The organism is Aeromonas crassostreae (genome assembly GCF_054052445.1).
Genome location: NZ_JBSTYM010000005.1, coordinates 207,189 through 223,146 on the forward strand (window position 1 = coordinate 207,189; position 15,958 = coordinate 223,146).

The 15,958-nt window shown below is 63.0% G+C and carries 12 protein-coding genes, 2 tRNA genes and 1 pseudogene; 8 read left to right on the plus strand and 7 right to left on the minus strand.

Translation table 11 applies throughout. From position 1 onward, the window contains the following. Window positions 1-5 precede the first annotated feature (5 nt). The 5 genes from ACW5W4_RS06205 to ACW5W4_RS06225 form a co-directional block, all read right to left on the minus strand. Window positions 6-455, minus strand: a complete 450-nt coding sequence (locus ACW5W4_RS06205) for a DoxX family protein (RefSeq protein ID WP_456688776.1) — start codon at window positions 453-455, stop codon at window positions 6-8. Continuing rightward, complete coding sequence (locus ACW5W4_RS06210) at window positions 452-1,315, minus strand: HvfC/BufC N-terminal domain-containing protein (protein WP_456688777.1); 864 nt, start codon at window positions 1,313-1,315, stop codon at window positions 452-454. Before ACW5W4_RS06210 ends, ACW5W4_RS06205 begins: the two co-directional genes overlap by 4 nt. Beyond that, complete coding sequence (gene bufB, locus ACW5W4_RS06215) at window positions 1,308-2,150, minus strand: MNIO family bufferin maturase (RefSeq protein ID WP_456688778.1); 843 nt, start codon at window positions 2,148-2,150, stop codon at window positions 1,308-1,310. The genes ACW5W4_RS06210 and bufB overlap by 8 nt, the downstream gene beginning before the upstream one ends. A 59-nt stretch (window positions 2,151-2,209) precedes the next feature. After that, window positions 2,210-2,467: a BufA1 family periplasmic bufferin-type metallophore gene (locus ACW5W4_RS06220; RefSeq protein WP_456688779.1), complete on the minus strand. Its 258-nt coding sequence runs from the start codon at window positions 2,465-2,467 to the stop codon at window positions 2,210-2,212. Window positions 2,468-2,708: 241 nt separating this feature from the next. Next, window positions 2,709-2,909, minus strand: a complete 201-nt coding sequence (locus ACW5W4_RS06225; RefSeq protein ID WP_456688780.1) for a YbfA family protein — start codon at window positions 2,907-2,909, stop codon at window positions 2,709-2,711. A 209-nt stretch (window positions 2,910-3,118) separates the two neighbouring features. Between ACW5W4_RS06225 and ACW5W4_RS06230 the strand changes: the two genes are divergently transcribed. Then, window positions 3,119-3,403, plus strand: a complete 285-nt coding sequence (locus ACW5W4_RS06230) for a hypothetical protein (RefSeq protein WP_456688781.1) — start codon at window positions 3,119-3,121, stop codon at window positions 3,401-3,403. A gap of 179 nt (window positions 3,404-3,582) precedes the next feature. On the opposite strand, the gene ACW5W4_RS06235 is transcribed toward ACW5W4_RS06230, so the two are convergent. After that, window positions 3,583-3,656: transfer RNA gene (locus ACW5W4_RS06235), tRNA-Cys, on the minus strand. 58 nt (window positions 3,657-3,714) lie between these two features. Continuing rightward, window positions 3,715-3,790, minus strand: a tRNA-Gly gene (locus tag ACW5W4_RS06240). Between the two features lie 252 nt (window positions 3,791-4,042). On the opposite strand from ACW5W4_RS06240, the gene ACW5W4_RS06245 reads away from it, so the two are divergent. The 7 genes and pseudogenes from ACW5W4_RS06245 to ACW5W4_RS06275 all read left to right on the plus strand — a co-directional run bounded on the left by ACW5W4_RS06245 (window position 4,043) and on the right by ACW5W4_RS06275 (window position 15,819). After that, window positions 4,043-7,480, plus strand: coding sequence for an ATP-binding protein (locus tag ACW5W4_RS06245; RefSeq protein WP_456688782.1), 3,438 nt, complete (start codon window positions 4,043-4,045; stop codon window positions 7,478-7,480). A 230-nt stretch (window positions 7,481-7,710) separates the two neighbouring features. Continuing rightward, a pseudogene (locus ACW5W4_RS06250) lies at window positions 7,711-9,096 on the plus strand (ABC transporter substrate-binding protein); the annotation flags it as partial. Window positions 9,097-10,050: 954 nt separating this feature from the next. Continuing rightward, window positions 10,051-11,733 (plus strand): ABC transporter substrate-binding protein, encoded by a 1,683-nt coding sequence (locus ACW5W4_RS06255; RefSeq protein ID WP_408796384.1) that lies wholly within the window; start codon window positions 10,051-10,053, stop codon window positions 11,731-11,733. 116 nt (window positions 11,734-11,849) lie between these two features. After that, window positions 11,850-12,833: an ABC transporter permease gene (locus tag ACW5W4_RS06260; RefSeq protein WP_041999795.1), complete on the plus strand. Its 984-nt coding sequence runs from the start codon at window positions 11,850-11,852 to the stop codon at window positions 12,831-12,833. 46 nt (window positions 12,834-12,879) lie between these two features. Continuing rightward, on the plus strand, window positions 12,880-13,794 hold the full coding sequence (locus tag ACW5W4_RS06265; RefSeq protein WP_456688791.1) for an ABC transporter permease: 915 nt from the start codon (window positions 12,880-12,882) through the stop codon (window positions 13,792-13,794). Next, window positions 13,791-14,816, plus strand: a complete 1,026-nt coding sequence (locus tag ACW5W4_RS06270) for an ABC transporter ATP-binding protein (protein WP_456688783.1) — start codon at window positions 13,791-13,793, stop codon at window positions 14,814-14,816. The genes ACW5W4_RS06265 and ACW5W4_RS06270 overlap by 4 nt, the downstream gene beginning before the upstream one ends. A gap of 10 nt (window positions 14,817-14,826) precedes the next feature. Next, complete coding sequence (locus tag ACW5W4_RS06275) at window positions 14,827-15,819, plus strand: ABC transporter ATP-binding protein (RefSeq protein ID WP_408772242.1); 993 nt, start codon at window positions 14,827-14,829, stop codon at window positions 15,817-15,819. Window positions 15,820-15,958: the final 139 nt, after the last annotated feature.

The window sequence follows — 15,958 nt, forward strand, 5'->3', positions numbered from 1 at the left end:
CCAACCTAATGGCCCCCGCGGCCCCTGGCAAGGCGCCAGCTGTCCAGCGCCAGGGGGCCTGCGCCCCACACCACCAGGGTCAGCAGCATCCAGCCCCACAGCTGGTGATCGTAAAAGCCCCCCGGCCACAGGGTGGGGTAGGAGATGACCGCCATGGCGTTGAAGCCGAACAGCAGCAGGGCGGCGGGCCGGGTGAAGAGGCCCGCCAGCAGGAAAAGGGGCAGCAGCAGCTCGGTCGCCGTGCCCAGATAGGCCGCCCACAACCAGGGCAGCAGGGGCACCTGATACTCGAACTCGAACAGATAGAGGGTGGAATCCCAGGCCGTGAACTTGAGCCAGCCGGCTCTCAGGAAGACGGCGGCGACCCAGAGCCTGGCCAGCAGCAGTACCGCCCCCGCCAGGGCCCCTTGCCAACGTTCGGCCCATTGCTGGCCCCGTGCGATCCATGCTCTCATCGACTCTCTCCTTGTGTATCGGCGAACCCGGCATCGCCGGGCCCTGTCCCGGCCAATGGCATGGCGGCAGATGGCGCTGCGACGGGATCATCCTCATCTTGTGAAAACCCCACCAGCAAGCCCCGCCTCACCAGGGCTGGCAGCAAGGTTGCCAGCTCGGGCTCAGCGTCGAGGGAGGCCAGAGTCGCCCCCAACTGGCAGGCATGCAGCAGCCGATAGTGCCCCTCTGCCAGGGGCAGGGGCACGACGCTGAAGTCCGGCTGTTTTTGCAGGGCGAGCCAGCAGGGGGCGTTGGGATTTGCGGGGAGATCCCCTTGCGCCAGCGCCATGCGCCACAACCCGACCACATCGGCGCGGCAATGGAGCAGGGTCAGGTTGTCGGCCAGCAGCAGTCGCACCCGCCCCCAGGCCTCCAGGGCCAGGACCGCCAACGCCTGCCCCTGCCAGCGCCGCGTCTCGGGCGGCAGCAGGGCGGTGCGCTCGAGTTGCCACTCGAACAGCGCCAGCTCGGGCAACCAGGGCAGGTGCGCCGTGGTCGGCAATCCGCGCAGCCAGTCTGCAAACCCGGCGCCATAACCCATGACGTACCCCTCCTCAAGGGGAGAGGCCAGGATGAAGCCGCGGGCGGCGGCATCGAAGAATGCCTCGCCGACCATGGCCCGGGTCGCGCCATAGGTCGCGGCCAGCACCTCGGTGAGGCTGAGGATGAAGTTGTTGCGATAAAGCTGCAGCAGGGCCTCGGGCGTGAAGCGGCCCGGCCTCACCCGGGCGGCGACCTCATCGGAAATCCCCAGCTGGCTGGCGGCAAACGCCCGCTGCAGGCCGAGCAAGTCAGGATCATGGGCCATGGCGTCAGACATGGCTCAGCTCCTTCCCCTCGGCCAGGGCCGCCTCCAGGATCAGGCTGGCCTTGTCCGCCTCGGCGATAAGTACGGGCAGGGCCGGGATCTCGCTGTCCCATTCGATCAGGGTCGGCCTGGGCCCCCTGGCACAGAGGCTGCGGTACAGGGCCCAGACGGGCTCGGCCACGGGGCAGCTGTGGGTGTCGATATAGAGGTGCCCCTCGGGGAGCGCCTTGTCGGTAAAGCCGGCCAGGTGGATCTCCTTGACCGTCGCCAGATCGATGGCGGCCAGGTAGTCGGCGCAGGAGAAGCCCTGGTTGAAGGCACTGACATGGAGGTTGTTGAGGTCGAGCAAGAGGCCGCAGCCACTTTCTTGCTGCAGCCGGGCCAGAAATTCCCACTCCGGCATCTCCCCCTCAAATTGCAGGTAGGAGGAGGGATTCTCGATCAGCAGCTCGCAGCCCAGCAGATCCTGCACCCGCTTCACCTTGTCGCTCATCCTGGCCAGGGCCGCCCGGGTGTAGGGCATGGGCAGCAGATCATTGAAGTAACGGCCATCCACGCTGCCCCAGCTCAGGTGCTCCGAGACTCTCGCCGGCTTGAGGCTGGCCACCAGGGCGCGCAGCCGGGCCAGATGGTCAGGGTCGAGGGGATCGCTTGATCCCAGCGACATGCCGATGCCGTGCAGGCTGACGGGGTAGTGTTCGGCCAGGGCCGACAAGACGGCGAAGGCGCGACTGTGGGGCTCGAAATAGTTCTCGCTGTGGACCTCGAGCCAGCCGATGGCGGGCCGGGTCGCCAGCATGACGTCATAATGGGGCGGGCGCAGACCGATGCCGATGGCGCTGTGCATGGTTTCTCTCCTCATCTGACCCCTGGGGTGGCGTCATGACGGCGCCACCCCATGAGTGCTCACTTCGGCTGCAGGCTGCCACCGACCAGTTTTTCGCACAGCCCCTTGGGCATGACCACGAAGGCGTCACCTGCGGCATCCGTCTTGGCGGTACCGGCGCAGGAGCTGCTCTTGGTCGCGCAATCATTCTGGCCCGCCTTGACGACGCCGTAGCACTTCTCTTTCTCCTCGGCCGCCTGGACGGGCGCGGCGATGAACTGGCTGCCCAGGGCCAGCAGGCCTGTCATGGCACAGGCGTGAGCGATCGATATCTTCATGTTCAGCTTCCTTATCAATAGAGAGGTCGACGGGTTGAATGAACCGCGGCGCGGATCACTCTATAGAACCGGCCCCAGGCCACAACGCTTTCAGCCTGGCCTCTCATAAAGGGCATCCCCCCCACTTTCCCTGCAAGGAAATATCCCTAAAACTCTGTTTTAAAACACAAAAAAAAGAAATAAAAAAAAGGCAGCCCATGCTGCCTTTCTGCCGTTTGCGTCTCGACGTCTTCTGCCTGGGTCAGTAGAAGATGCGCTCGCCCCGTTCGCTCATCTTCAGCCAGACGGGTTTGGTGCTGGTCTTGCACCAGACCCGGTGCAGATAGCTGTAAAAATGGGCCCGATCGCGGCGAAACAGCATGACGGGCAACGCCAGCGCACCGATCAGGAGCACCAGGGTACGACGCACGAGGATGTGTATCAGGGAGAAGGGATGAAACATGATGGAACGCCTCACTGGTAAGACCACTGAACAAAGTTTACGCCAATCGTTGTTGGATTACTACACCATTTTCCCTTTCATGGTCAACGCTTCGCCGCAAAGGCTAAAGATGAGTGTGAATTACGTTTTTTAACGAAAATACAACATGACTTGTCAAGGCCGGATCCCTTGACCAGAGTTAGCACAGGGATGGCAGGGAGGCATGAAGGATGAAGGTTGGCAAGCTGATGATCCTGGCGCTGCTCGCCCTCTTGGCCCATGGCGAATGGCAGCAGTGGCGCGGCAATCTCGATGACAGGATAACCTTCGCTGACAAGGGCGTACCCAGCGTCAGCCTGTGGCAATGCGGCCTGCTCAGGCAGCAGATGGCCGAGCTGGAGGAGAGAAGGATGCCAGCGTCGTCCATGCCGCAGCAGGAGGCGAAATCATTGCAACGCTATCTGGTCGGCAAATGGCAGACGCTCGGGTGTGAATTCTTGCTGGATCAGGGATAGCGAAGGAGATGGCCGAAGGCGATCTCTGGCCGATGCTGCAAAGATAACGGCAGAGAAGAGGGCGTTTTCATGCTTGAAAGCACGGATAGAACGAGGGAGATGCCTTGCCGATGCGACAAAACAGCGGCAGAGAAGAGAGCGTTTAGTACTGGTAAGCAGGGATAAAACGAGAAGGAAGATGGAGGCACGTTCCGGAGTCGAACCGGACTAAACGGATTTGCAATCCGCTGCATAACCGCTTTGCTAACGCGCCACACGGTCAAGGGCAACCCTTGATTTGACATCTCATCCTTGGTGTCGATGAGACAATTTGGAGCGGGAAACGAGACTCGAACTCGCGACCCCGACCTTGGCAAGGTCGTGCTCTACCAACTGAGCTATTCCCGCCTGAACTTCGCTGCCCGGCCTTGCCTGACAACGAGGCGCATTATACGTACCCCGAGAGGCAGCACAACCCTTTTTTGCGGCTTTTTCCCCTCTCCCCCACCGTTTGCTCAGGCTTTATTCGCTTTGCGTAAAAAAAGTGCGCCCCCTGTGACCCCACAGGCGAAATTTGGATAAAGCCATTGAAATGACTACTCTTTGGCCCGAGACTGCCGTGGTTACTAACTGGCTTCTCAATTGAATGATGTGTTGACGATGAAATGGATTTTCAAGGCGCGCGGACTCAAGACACAGCTGATGCTGGCGTTTTTCATGCTGGGCATGGTGCCCTTCCTGGTGGTCGCCCTCTTCTTTCTCCATACCCATGGCAAAGACCTCACCGCCCAGACCTCCAATCATCTGGTGTCGGTGCGCAACATCAAGAAGAGCCAGCTGGAAGACTACTTCGCCAACCTCAAGGCCCAGATCCTCGCCTTCTCCCAGCAAGACTTTGCCGGCAACAGCATAGGCCGCTTCTACGGCTTCACCGGCGCCTTCGAAAAACTCGGCACCACGCCCCAGGCCGCCCGTCAGCGCGCCCAGCAGCGCTACATCACGGGGTCCTGGGATCAGCTGCGCAAACCCGACAGCCAGAGCGCCGACATCGAGCCCGCCATCAGCGCCCTCATACTGGCGGACGAGATGTATGGCCGGGTCCATCAGCGTTTTCACCGCGGCTATGCCGACATGGTGCGCAAGTCCAACTACAGCGACATCTTCCTCATCGACATCAACGGCGATGTGGTCTACTCGGTCACCAAGCGCGCCAACTTCGCCACCAACCTGCTGTCGGGCCCCTACCAGGGCAGCGGCCTTGGCCACACCTTCACCCGCATCAAGCGCCGTCTCGACAGCGGCGAGGCACCCCAGCAGATCTTCGAGTTCACCGACTTCGGCCGCAACGAGCTGACCGGCGAAGTGGTCGCCTACCTCGCCACCCCTGTGATGCAATATGACTATGTGCGCGGCGTGGTGGTCTTCGAGCTGCGCCCGGACAAGCTCAACGAGATCATGGGGGAGCGGGAGGGGCTGGGGGAAACGGGCGAGACCATCCTGATCGGCCCGGACAAGCGGATGCGCGCCGATGCCTGGCTGGCGCCGGATTTCAGCGTGGAGAAGAGCTTCTCCCCGGATTTTCGTCCCCCCGAGACCCCGCTGATCCTCAAGGCGCTCTCCGGCGAGCAGGGTGTGGGCCTGTTCGAATCTTACCAACGGGACCAGGTGCTGGCGGCCTACACCCAGGTCAAGGTATTCGACACCGAGTGGGCCTTCATCGCCGAGATCTCGACCCGGGAGGCCTATGATCCCATTCGCAAGCTGGAGACCCTCTCCCTGCTGCTGGGTCTGAGCTCCCTGGTGCTGTTGATCCTTTTCTCCCGCTGGCTCTCCAACTCCATCACGGCCCCCCTGCGCTCCCTCACCGCCGCGGCCGAGCAGGTGGCCGATGGCGCCCTGGATCACCCCATCGCCATCCCCCGTACCGAGGATGACATAGACCGCCTCGCCCAGGCATTTCGCCACATGCAGCGCTCGGTGAAGGAGAAGATAGAGCTGATCGAGCGCCAGACCCTGGAGCTGCAACAGCAGGTGAAGCTGACCCACAAGCAGAACCTCAGCCTGCAACAGGCGGACAAGCTCAAGGATGAGCTGCTGGCCAACACCTCCCACGAGCTGCGCACCCCCATCCATGGCATCAAGGGGATGGCGGAAGCCATGCTGGCGAGCCGCCGGCAGCTGAGCGACGGCCAGCAGCAACAGCTGGGCCTCATCATCAAGAGTGCCGATGGCCTGGCGCGCCTGGTGGACGATCTGCTCGATTACCATCAGATGCGCTACGGCCAGCTGGAGATCCACTCACGGCCGGTCAACCCCAAGGGGGTGGTGCGGCTGGTGCTGGATCTCTGCCAGCACCTGGTGCAGGCCAAGCCGCTGACCCTGGTGGACATCACCCCGGACGAGCTGCCCCCCGTGCTGGCGGACGAGCAGCGGCTCGAACAGGTGCTCTACAACCTGGTGGGCAACGCCATCAAGTACACTCCCCAGGGCAAGGTGGTGCTGAGCGCCAGCCAGGATGAACAGGGACTCTGGCTCAAGGTGACGGACACCGGCATCGGCATAGCACCGGACAACCTGGAGCACATCTTCGAGCCCCTGGTGCAGATGAGCAACGAGGCGGGCAAGCAGGGGGCCGGCCTCGGCCTCTCCATCACCCGCCAACTGGTCGAGCTGATGGGAGGCAGACTGACGGTGCAAAGCGAGCCCAGCGTCGGCTCCACCTTCAGCGTCTGCCTGCCCCTTTCCCATCAGGATGCCCTGCCCGCCCCCGGCGAGCCTCGCCCCAAGGAGCTGGCCCTGGTGCGCCACATGCCCCTGAGCCTGCCCGAATGGGAGAGCGAAGATCTGCCTCCCCCCCCTCCCGGGGCCCCCCTGCTGCTGGTGGTGGATGACGAACCCATCAATTTGCACATACTGCGCCACCTCTTGCAGCCCTGCGGCTATCGCATACTGCCGAGCAGCGACGGCCACGACGCCCTGGCCAAGCTGGCGAGCGAGCCAGTGGATCTGGTGCTGCTCGACGTCATGATGCCCACCCTGTCGGGGTTCGATGTCTGCCGGCGCCTGCGCCAGCAGAGCCCCAAGGATCAGCTGCCCGTGCTGCTGCTCACCGCCCTCAATCAACCCAAGGAGATAGAGGAGGGGTTCAATGCCGGCGCCAACGACTATCTGGTCAAACCCTTCTGCAAGGAGGAGCTGTTCGCCCGGGTACGGGCCCTGCTCGAGGCGAGGCAAGGGCGGGCCACCCTGGTGGAGAACCGTCTGCTCAAGCAGGAGATAGAGCACAGGCTGAGCCTGCAGGAGAGCCTGCGCCAGGATCAGCAGCGGCTGCTCGCCCTCATCGGCGAGGGGGGGGATGCCATGGCCTTCATCGACGAGCAGGGGGTGGTGCTGTTTGCCAGCCGCGCCCTGGCCACCCGCCTGGGCCAGGAGCCCGAGGCCATGGAGGGGCTGCCTCTGGACGAGTGGCTCAACCAGCCCCTGAATGAGCAGTGGCCGGACATGGCGAGCCGCACCGAACAGAGCCTGGGGTTCTGCGTGGCAGGCCAGAGCGAATCGACCCTGGTGCGGGCCCTGCCCATCCGCCTCAACGACCGCCACGCCTACGCCCTCATCTGCAATCAGATAGCGCCGGATGAATACAGGATCACCGCCCTGGAGAACGCCCTCAAGAGCCTGTCGCGCCAGGCCATCATAGAAGACGACCACCTGCTCGGTGAGCTGAGCCGGCTCGGGGGCGAATTCCGCTCCCTGGCCGACAACCTGATCCGCCAGCAGGATGAGGATCCCCTGCGCCACGCCCTGGTCGACACCATGCGCCTCGCCCTCGATGCCTGGCAGCAGAGCACGGGCAAGGGCAAGATAGTGCTGGCCGAGAAGAGCAAGCTGTGGCGCGTCTACATGGACAGATCCAGCCCCCAGACCCGCACCCTGGACAAGTACCTGAGCCTGGACACCCTGCCCAAGGCCCCCCGCTGGAAGACGGTGGTCGCCACCGCTGAGTACGTACTCAAACAGTGCCCACTCGGCGAGACCCAGCAGCAGAGCCTGAGCCAGAGCGCCCAGCGGCTGCGCCAGCTCGCCAACCGCAAGGGGTGATCCCGAGCCGGGGCGGGCCTTGCCACGCCGCCCAGCGCCCCTGCCCCTGCCAGGCTCCCTTATCTAGGCCCCTTCGGTGAGGTGCGGTGCATCAGGCCCACGACGGTGGCCCAATCGGCCTGCCAGCCCAGCCTTCCCCTTGCCGCAGCCTCGTTGTCGCCCAACCATGGCAATCGACGCCCCGGCCGCGCCATGATCCTGCCCACCATCAGGACCTTGGCACCGCCGTGCTGCGCCAGGGGGTCAAATGGTCCGATGGCGAAGGCTTCGATGCGGACGACGTGATCTTCTCCTTCAATCTGGTCAAGGCCCACAAGGCCCTGGACGAGCGGGCCATCTGGACCCAGATCACCGGGGTCGAGAAGCTGGACCAGTACAAGGTCAAATTCGATCTGGCCCGGGTCAATACCGGGGTGGTCAACCAGATAGCCCTGGTGCCCCTGGTGCCGGAGCATCAATGGAAAACGGTGAAAGACCCGGTCGCCTTCACCAACGACCAGCCGGTCGGCACAGGCCCCTTCACCCAGGTGGACAACTTCTCCGCCCAGCTTTATACCCAGTGCCGCAATCCCCACTACTGGGACAACGCCAACCTGGCCATTGACTGCATCCGCATGCCGCAGATGGCCACCAACGACCAGGTGCTGGCCGCCGTCATGAAGGGGGATGTGGACTGGTTTGGCTCCTTCGTGCCGGACATCGAGCGTCTCTATGTCGGCAACGATCCCAAGCACAACAAATACTGGTTCCCTGCCTCCGGTACGGTGGCCTTCAACGTCAACTTCCAGAGCAAGGATCCGGGCAACCACGAAGCCTTCAACGACGTGAACTTCCGCCGCGCCTTCTCCATGGCCATGGACAGACAATCCATGGTGGACATCGCCGGTTACGGCTACCCCACCATCAACGAATACCCCTCTGGCCTTGGCAAGCTGTTCGACAGCTGGAACAACCCGGAGGTGGATCAGAAGTACGGCAAGTTCAACAAGTTCGACATGGCCGCCGCCCAGGCGCTGCTCAAGCAGGCTGGCTACAAGGATTGCGACGGCGACAGCTTCCTCGATACCCCGAGCTGCAAGAAAATTGCGTTCAAGATCATAGTGCCCAACGGCTGGACCGACTGGGTCAACACAGTCCAGATCGGGGTGGAAGGACTCAAGGCCCTGGGGATAGATGCCAAGACGGCCACCCCGGAAGCCGCCGTCTGGACCGACAACCTGGTCACGGGCGACTTCGATGTGGCCCTGCAGGGTTACCTGACCGGCGCCAACCCCCAGAACTACTTCGAGACCGCCTTCCACTCCCGCAACATGGGTGAGCGCGGCAACCGCTTCGCGGCGCCCCGCTACCAGGATCCCGCCCTCGACAAGCTGATTGACGGCTTCAGCCAGACCGCGGATCTCGCCAGGCAGAAGGCCATCATGAACGAGATCCAGGAGCGGGTCGAGGCCAACCAGACCATCATCCCCGTCTACAACAACCCCACCTGGTATGAGTACAACACCAAGCGCTTCCATGGCTGGTTCAGCGCCGACAACCCGGTCGCCAAGCCCCAGGTCCACAGCAATACCCCGGAGCGCCTGCTCCACGTGCTCGCCCTCAAGCCCAACGCCTGAGGCCACACCACCCTGCACACGGGCCCCCAACGGGGCCCGCTTTCATGGCGCCCGCCGCCATCCCGGATACGCCCGTGCCCTTCTCGCTCTCATGGCACTGCCATGGCCCCTTGCCCCGGCGTCGTGGCGGCGCCCGCTCGCCGGAGCCCCCGCCCTTGCTCGCCACACTCTCCCTGCCCATGGCAGCTCCCTTGCCGCGATACTTGCCTTGTCCATGACACCTTGGTGACGCCAGGCGCCACCAGGCCGGGACAGGATTGGGGGCTGGGCTGGGCTGGGCTGGGCGGCAAGCGGTCGCCATCGCCGCCGCACTGGCAAGAGCGGAGGAGTAGCCTGAGGCCAAGACCGAAGCTGAAGCCGAGGCTGACCCCCTGGCAGCCGAACCCGGACCTGAAGCCGAGCCTGAGCCCCTGGCGTCCAAGCCCGGGGCAGCCAGGCTTGGCATCCAGCTCCGGGCACCCGCCTCCAAGTTCAAGTTCAAGTTCAAGTTCAAGCCCTCATCTTGTCCCCCAGCCCTCCCCGTCGCCAATCTGCCCCTTCGGCACAGCCGGGTCCATTGTGTGAACAGGCGCACGGAGTCAGAGGGTCTTTTGGCTCTTGTTTTTTGCGCCAAAAAAAGGGCGGCAAAGAGCAGAAAAAAGAGGGACGATCAGCTTCACACTATCGGCAGACGTCGGGTTTTCTGCGTCACTTGATGCTTGGCGTGAATAAATATAACTCTATAATTTAAAAGGATTTAAAAGCCATTTTAACGAGAATGACGAAGGGGGTGCAGTTTTTACGAAATCGACGAAATCAGCACTTGTTGTTCTTCTGTTAACTCTGCTTTGCTAGGGGCGTTGGATGAGATAACGACAAGGGTGAAAAACCTGACCAACATCGAGGGCCGGTATCCAAGCATGGGATCCGGTGCTCCATTCCAAAACATGGAAGACCAATAAGAAAGGAAAAAATATGCTTGCCAAAGTATCCAAAATAGCCACCTCAGTCATGCTGGGAACCCTGATGATCGCTGGTGCCACCAGCAGCGCCATGGCCGCCGACAAGACTGTATTGACCCTGGTCGCCCAACAGGAGACAGCCTGGGTCAAGAACTTCAACCCCTTCCTGCAGGCGGGCCTGCTGCACACCACCCGTCACTTCATCTATGAGCCCCTGGTGATCTTCAACGACATGCAGGGTGGCAAACCCGTCTATCGTCTGGCCACCAATTACGCCTTCGCCGATGACCTGAAGTCGGTCACCTTCGACCTGCGCGACGGGGTCAAATGGTCCGATGGTGAAGCCTTCACCGCCGATGACGTCATCTACTCCTTCAACCTGGTCAAGGCCAACAAGGCCCTGGACGAACGCTCCATCTGGACCCAGATCAAGGGCATAGAGAAGCTGGGTGAGCACAAGATCAGGTTCGATCTGGCCGAGGTGAACACCAACGTGGTCAATGACCTGGTGCTGGTGCCCATCGTGCCAGAGCATCAGTGGAAAGCGGTGAAAGACCCGGTCGCCTTCACCAACGACAAGCCGGTCGGCACCGGCCCCTTCACCGAGGTGGACAACTTCTCCGCCCAGCTCTACACCCAGTGCCGCAACCCCCACTACTGGGACAACGCCAACCTGGCCATCGACTGCATCCGCATGCCGCAGATGGCCACCAATGACCAGGTGCTGGCCGCCGTCATGAAGGGGGATGTGGACTGGTTCGGTTCCTTCGTGCCGGACATCGAGCGTCTCTACGTCGGCAACGATCCCAAGAACAACAAGTACTGGTTCCCCGCCTCCGGCACGGTGGCCTTCAACGTCAACTTCCAGAGCAAGGATCCGGGCAACAAGGAAGCCTTCAACGACGTGAACTTCCGCCGCGCCTTCTCCATGGCCATGGACCGTCAGTCCATGGTGGACATCGCCGGCTACGGCTACCCCACGGTCAACGACTATCCGTCAGGTCTGGGCAAGGCGTTCGCCTCCTGGGACAACCCGGCGGTCGAGAAGCAGTACGGCAAGTTCAGCAAGTTCGACATCGAGGGTGCCAAGGCACTGCTCAAGCAGGCCGGCTACAAGGACTGTGACGGCGACAAGTTCCTCGATACCCCGAGCTGCAAGAAGATCGAGTTCAAGGTGCTGGTACCCAACGGCTGGACCGACTGGGTCAACACAGTCCAGATCGGCGTGGAAGGGCTGCAGGCCCTGGGTCTGAACGCCAAGACCTCCACCCCGGAAGCCACCGTCTGGACCGAAGCCCTGGTCACCGGTGACTTCGATGTGGCCCTGCAGGGATACTTTGCCGGCGCCAACCCGCACAAGTATTTCGAGACCGCCTTCCACTCGCGCAACATGGGCGAGCGTGGCAACCGCTTCGCGGCCAACCGCTACAAGGATCCCGAGCTCGACAAGCTGATCGACGACTTCACCCAGACCGCCGATGGGGCCAAGCAGAAGGAGATCATGTTCGCCATCCAGGAAAGGGTAGGTGCCAACCAGACCATCATCCCGGTGTTCAACAACCCGACCTGGTATGAGTACAGCACCAAGCGCTTCAATGGCTGGTTCAGCGCCGACAACCCGGTCGCCAAGCCCCAGGTCCACCCGGACACCCCTGAGCGTCTGCTGCACGTGCTCTCCCTCAAGCCGAACAGCTAACCACCTCGGCCCCCTGCGGGGGGCCTTCTTCCCCGTCGCCCACCCATTGCCCGGATCTGCCGGGGTTGGGGTAGCCATGCCCGGCGCGGGGCAGGCTTGCAGTAAAAGGTATCATCATGGGATTTATACTAAGACGCTTCTCCTTCTATCTGGTCGCCTTTCTGGTGGCCGCCACCATTAACTTCCTGCTACCCAGAGCCATGCCAGGGGATCCCGTCTCCGTCATGTTTGCCCGGGCCGGCGCCATGATGGAACCCGCCGCCCTCGAGGCACTCAAGGCCACCTTCGGCTTTGTGGATGGCCCGATTGGCGCTCAATTTCTCACCTACGTGAAGAGTGTCTTCACCTGGGATCTCGGCACCTCGGTGCGTTACTACCCGCAGCAGGTGGCCGACGTGCTCGGTCGCGCCATCGGCTGGACCCTGTTCCTGGTGGGCACCTCCACCATCATCAGCTTCTCGCTCGGCTCCATCGTCGGCATCTTCGCCGCCTGGTACCGGGGCGGTCGCATGGACAGCATCCTCTCTCCCCTCACCCTGGTGATGCAGGCCATCCCCCCCGTGGTGGTCTCCCTGCTCGCCCTCTTCCTGTTCGGGGTGAGTCTGGAGTGGTTGCCCATCGGCTACGCCTACAGCCCGGAGATCACCGCAGATTACGGCTGGGAGCACATCAAGAGCATCATGCTGCACGCCATCATGCCGGTGGGCACCCTGGCCATCGTCCAGATTGGCGGCTTCCTCATCACCATGCGCAACAACATGATCAACCTGCTCGGCGAGGATTACATCACCATGGCCAAGGCCAAGGGGCTCTCCAGCAACAGGGTCATCTTCAACTACGGCGCCCGCAACGCCATCCTGCCCAGCGTCACCGCCCTCTCCATGGCGCTCGGCTTCGTCATCGGCGGCTCCCTCATCACCGAGGTGATCTTCAACTACCCCGGCCTCGGCCTGACCCTCTATCAGGGCATACTGGCGCGCGACTACCCGCTCATCCAGGGGCAGCTGCTCATCATGACCATCACCATGCTCAGTTTCAATTTCCTGGCCGACATGCTCTACGTCTTCCTGGATCCCCGTCTGCGTACCGGAGGTAAATAAGATGCGTATGCCTACCATCCTCAAGATTCTGTTACCGGGCAACAAGATGCCTATGCCCACCATTCTCAAGATCCTGCTGGGCAACAAGAAGGCCGCCTTCGGCCTCGCCATCGTCGTCTCCTTCGTGCTGATGGCGCTGTTTGCCCCCCTGCTCGCCAGCAACGAGCCCACCAAGCGGGTCGCCCGCCCCCACCAGCCCCCCAGCGCCGAATACGTGATGGGCAGCACCCGCATGGGCCACGACATCTGGGCCCAGTTCACCAACGGCGCCCGCATCTCCCTCATGGTGGGCTTCGGGGCCGGCCTGCTGGTGTGCGTCCTGGCCATCAGCATCGGCATCACCGCCGGCTACTTCGGCGGCCTCATCGACGAGTGCCTCACCTTCCTGATGAACGTCATGCTGGTGATCCCCGGGCTCCCTCTGTTGCTGGTGCTGGCCAGCTTCATCGGCGAAGCCTCTCCCCTGGTGATCGCCCTCATCATAGGGCTGACCTCCTGGGCCTATGGCGCCCGGGTCATCCGCGCCCAGACCCTGGCCCTTAGGGAAAAAGAGTTCGTCATCGCCGCCGAGGTACTGGGGGAGCCGGCCTGGCGCATCATTCTGGTGGAGATACTGCCCAACCTCATCTCCATCATAGGGGTGAGCTTCATCGGCTCCATCATCTACGCCATCGTCACCGAGGCGACCCTGGAGTTCCTGGGGCTGGGGGATCCGACCGTGGTGAGCTGGGGCATCATGCTCTACAACGCCCAGACCTCCAGCGCCATCCTGGTGGGCGCCTGGTGGGAAATTCTGGCCCCCTGCTTCGCCATCGCCACCCTGGGCGCAGGCCTGGCCATGCTCAACTTCGCTATCGACGAAATCGCCAACCCGCAGCTCCGCTCCCACAAGGGTTTGAATCGCTGGAAGAAACTCGCCGCCCCGGCCCCCGTCATCACAGCCCAGGAGAAGACAGCATGAAGCAGCCACCCCTGCTGTCGGTACGCAAGCTCTGCGTCGACTACATCACCGAGAACGGCGACGTGCGCGCCGTCAATTCGGTCAGCTTTGACATCGCCCCCGGCGAAGTATTCGGCCTCGCCGGCGAGTCCGGCTGCGGCAAGTCCACGGTCGCCTTCTCGGTGGCCCGGCTGCACAAGCCGCCCGCCTACATCAGCGGCGGCGAGATCCTGTTCAAGGGGGAGAACATCCTCGGCTTCGACGACGAGCGGCTGCGCAGCTACCGCTGGCGCCAGGCGAGCGTGGTGTTCCAGTCCGCCATGAATGCGCTCAACCCGGTGCTGCGCATGGAGGAGCAGTTCTGCGACGTGCTGCAAGCCCACAACCCGGGGCTGACCCGCGTTGATGCGATCAAGCGCGCCCAGGAGCTGCTCGCCATCGTCGACATCCACCCGAGCCGGCTCAAGGATTACCCGCACCAGTTCTCCGGCGGCATGCGCCAGCGGCTGGTGATCGCCATCGCCATGGCCCTCAACCCCGAGCTGCTCATCATGGACGAGCCCACCACGGCGCTCGATGTGGTGGTGCAGCGGGAGATATTGCAGAAGGTCTATGCCCTGAAAGAGAAGTTCAACTTCTCCATCCTCTTCATCACCCATGACTTGTCGCTCATGGTCGAGTTCTGCGATCGCATCGGCATCATGTACGCGGGGGAGCTGGTGGAGGTGGCGCCGTCCAAGGCGATCCTGACCGCGCCCCTGCACCCCTACACCCGGGGTCTTGGCAACTCCTTCCCGCCCCTGCACGGCCCGAAAACCGTGCTGGAGGGAATACCGGGCACCCCGCTCAACCTGCTGGAAGTGCCGGTAGGCTGCCGCTTCCAGGCCCGCTGCGCCAAGGTGCACGACCGTTGCCGCCAGGAGTACACCGCCCTGGCCGAGATCCGTCCCGGCCAGCAGACCGCCTGCCACCTCTATGCCGATGGCCTCGGCGACGAACAGGCATCCGACCCTCTCATCTTCGCCAAGGCCGCTGGCTGTTAAGGAGTCTTCCATGCACATCGCCGATACCCAGGCTCCCATCATCGAGGTCCAGCACCTCTACAAGGACTTCGCGGTCAACTCAAACGCCATCAAGAGCGGCAAGATGCGGGCGCTGTCCGACATCACCTTCAACCTGCACCGGGGCCGCGCCCTGGCGGTGGTGGGAGAGTCGGGCTCGGGCAAGAGCACCATCGCCAAGATCATCGCCAAGATGTACAAGCTCTCCAGCGGCCGCATCCTCTATCGCGGCCGGGATCTGGAGGAGTTCAACAAGGGCACGGCCCTGCTGGACTACCGCCAGAGCGTGCAGATGGTGTGGCAGGACCCGTTCGGTTCGCTCAACCCGACCCACACCATCTATCACCACATCGCCCGCCCCCTGCTGCTGCACAGCAAGGTGCTGGACAAGCGGGATCTGCCGGACATGGTTTATGGCCTGCTTGAAAAGGTGGGGCTGACCCCGGCCAAGGCCACCGCGGCCAAGTACCCCCACCAGCTCTCCGGTGGTCAGCGCCAGCGGGTCAACATCGCCCGCAACCTGGCGGTGGAGGCGGAGGTGGTGCTGGCGGACGAGCCCACCTCCATGCTCGACGTCTCCATTCGCATCGGCATCCTCAACCTGATGGAGCAGATGAAGAACGAGCTCGGCGTCTCCATGCTCTACATCACCCACGACATCGCCACCGCCCGCTACGTGGCCGAAGATCTGGCGGTGATGTACGTGGGTCACATGGTCGAATGGGGCGAGGTGGACGAGATCCTGCACCACCCCCAGCACCCCTACACCCAGCTGCTCATCTCGGCGGTGCCCGACCCCGAGAAGAGCATCCACGCCGAGCTGGAAGGGGGGCGCAAGGGGGAGATCCCGCTCTGGACCCCGGAATCCCTCGGCTGCCCCTTCGCCGGGCGCTGCCTCCAGGCCATGGCCCGCTGCAAGGAGGCCATGCCGCCGGTGACCCGGCTCGCCGACAACCACTTCGTGCGCTGCTATCTGCACGAATGAGGACGGGGGGGGGGCCCGCCCCCCCCCCCCCCCCCCCCCCGGGGGGGCCCTGGTCGTTTCTGGCGATGTTGTGAATGGGAGCCGTCAGTTCAGGCCCGTTATCTAGCCGCTATCGATATGGCGGGGCAGGCTACCGGTG

What these genes read in the sequence shown, in the direction of transcription:
- ACW5W4_RS06210 (WP_456688777.1), bottom strand. Translation starts at nt 1,315, where the DNA reads ATGTCTGACGCCATGGCCCATGATCCTGACTTGCTCGGCCTGCAGCGG.
- ACW5W4_RS06255 (WP_408796384.1), top strand. Translation starts at nt 10,051, where the DNA reads ATGCTTGCCAAAGTATCCAAAATAGCCACCTCAGTCATGCTGGGAACC.
- ACW5W4_RS06225 (WP_456688780.1), bottom strand. Translation starts at nt 2,909, where the DNA reads ATGTTTCATCCCTTCTCCCTGATACACATCCTCGTGCGTCGTACCCTG.
- bufB (WP_456688778.1), bottom strand. Translation starts at nt 2,150, where the DNA reads ATGCACAGCGCCATCGGCATCGGTCTGCGCCCGCCCCATTATGACGTC.
- ACW5W4_RS06270 (WP_456688783.1), top strand. Translation starts at nt 13,791, where the DNA reads ATGAAGCAGCCACCCCTGCTGTCGGTACGCAAGCTCTGCGTCGACTAC.
- ACW5W4_RS06275 (WP_408772242.1), top strand. Translation starts at nt 14,827, where the DNA reads ATGCACATCGCCGATACCCAGGCTCCCATCATCGAGGTCCAGCACCTC.
- ACW5W4_RS06265 (WP_456688791.1), top strand. Translation starts at nt 12,880, where the DNA reads ATGCCTATGCCCACCATTCTCAAGATCCTGCTGGGCAACAAGAAGGCC.
- ACW5W4_RS06230 (WP_456688781.1), top strand. Translation starts at nt 3,119, where the DNA reads ATGAAGGTTGGCAAGCTGATGATCCTGGCGCTGCTCGCCCTCTTGGCC.
- ACW5W4_RS06245 (WP_456688782.1), top strand. Translation starts at nt 4,043, where the DNA reads ATGAAATGGATTTTCAAGGCGCGCGGACTCAAGACACAGCTGATGCTG.
- ACW5W4_RS06205 (WP_456688776.1), bottom strand. Translation starts at nt 455, where the DNA reads ATGAGAGCATGGATCGCACGGGGCCAGCAATGGGCCGAACGTTGGCAA.
- ACW5W4_RS06260 (WP_041999795.1), top strand. Translation starts at nt 11,850, where the DNA reads ATGGGATTTATACTAAGACGCTTCTCCTTCTATCTGGTCGCCTTTCTG.
- ACW5W4_RS06220 (WP_456688779.1), bottom strand. Translation starts at nt 2,467, where the DNA reads ATGAAGATATCGATCGCTCACGCCTGTGCCATGACAGGCCTGCTGGCC.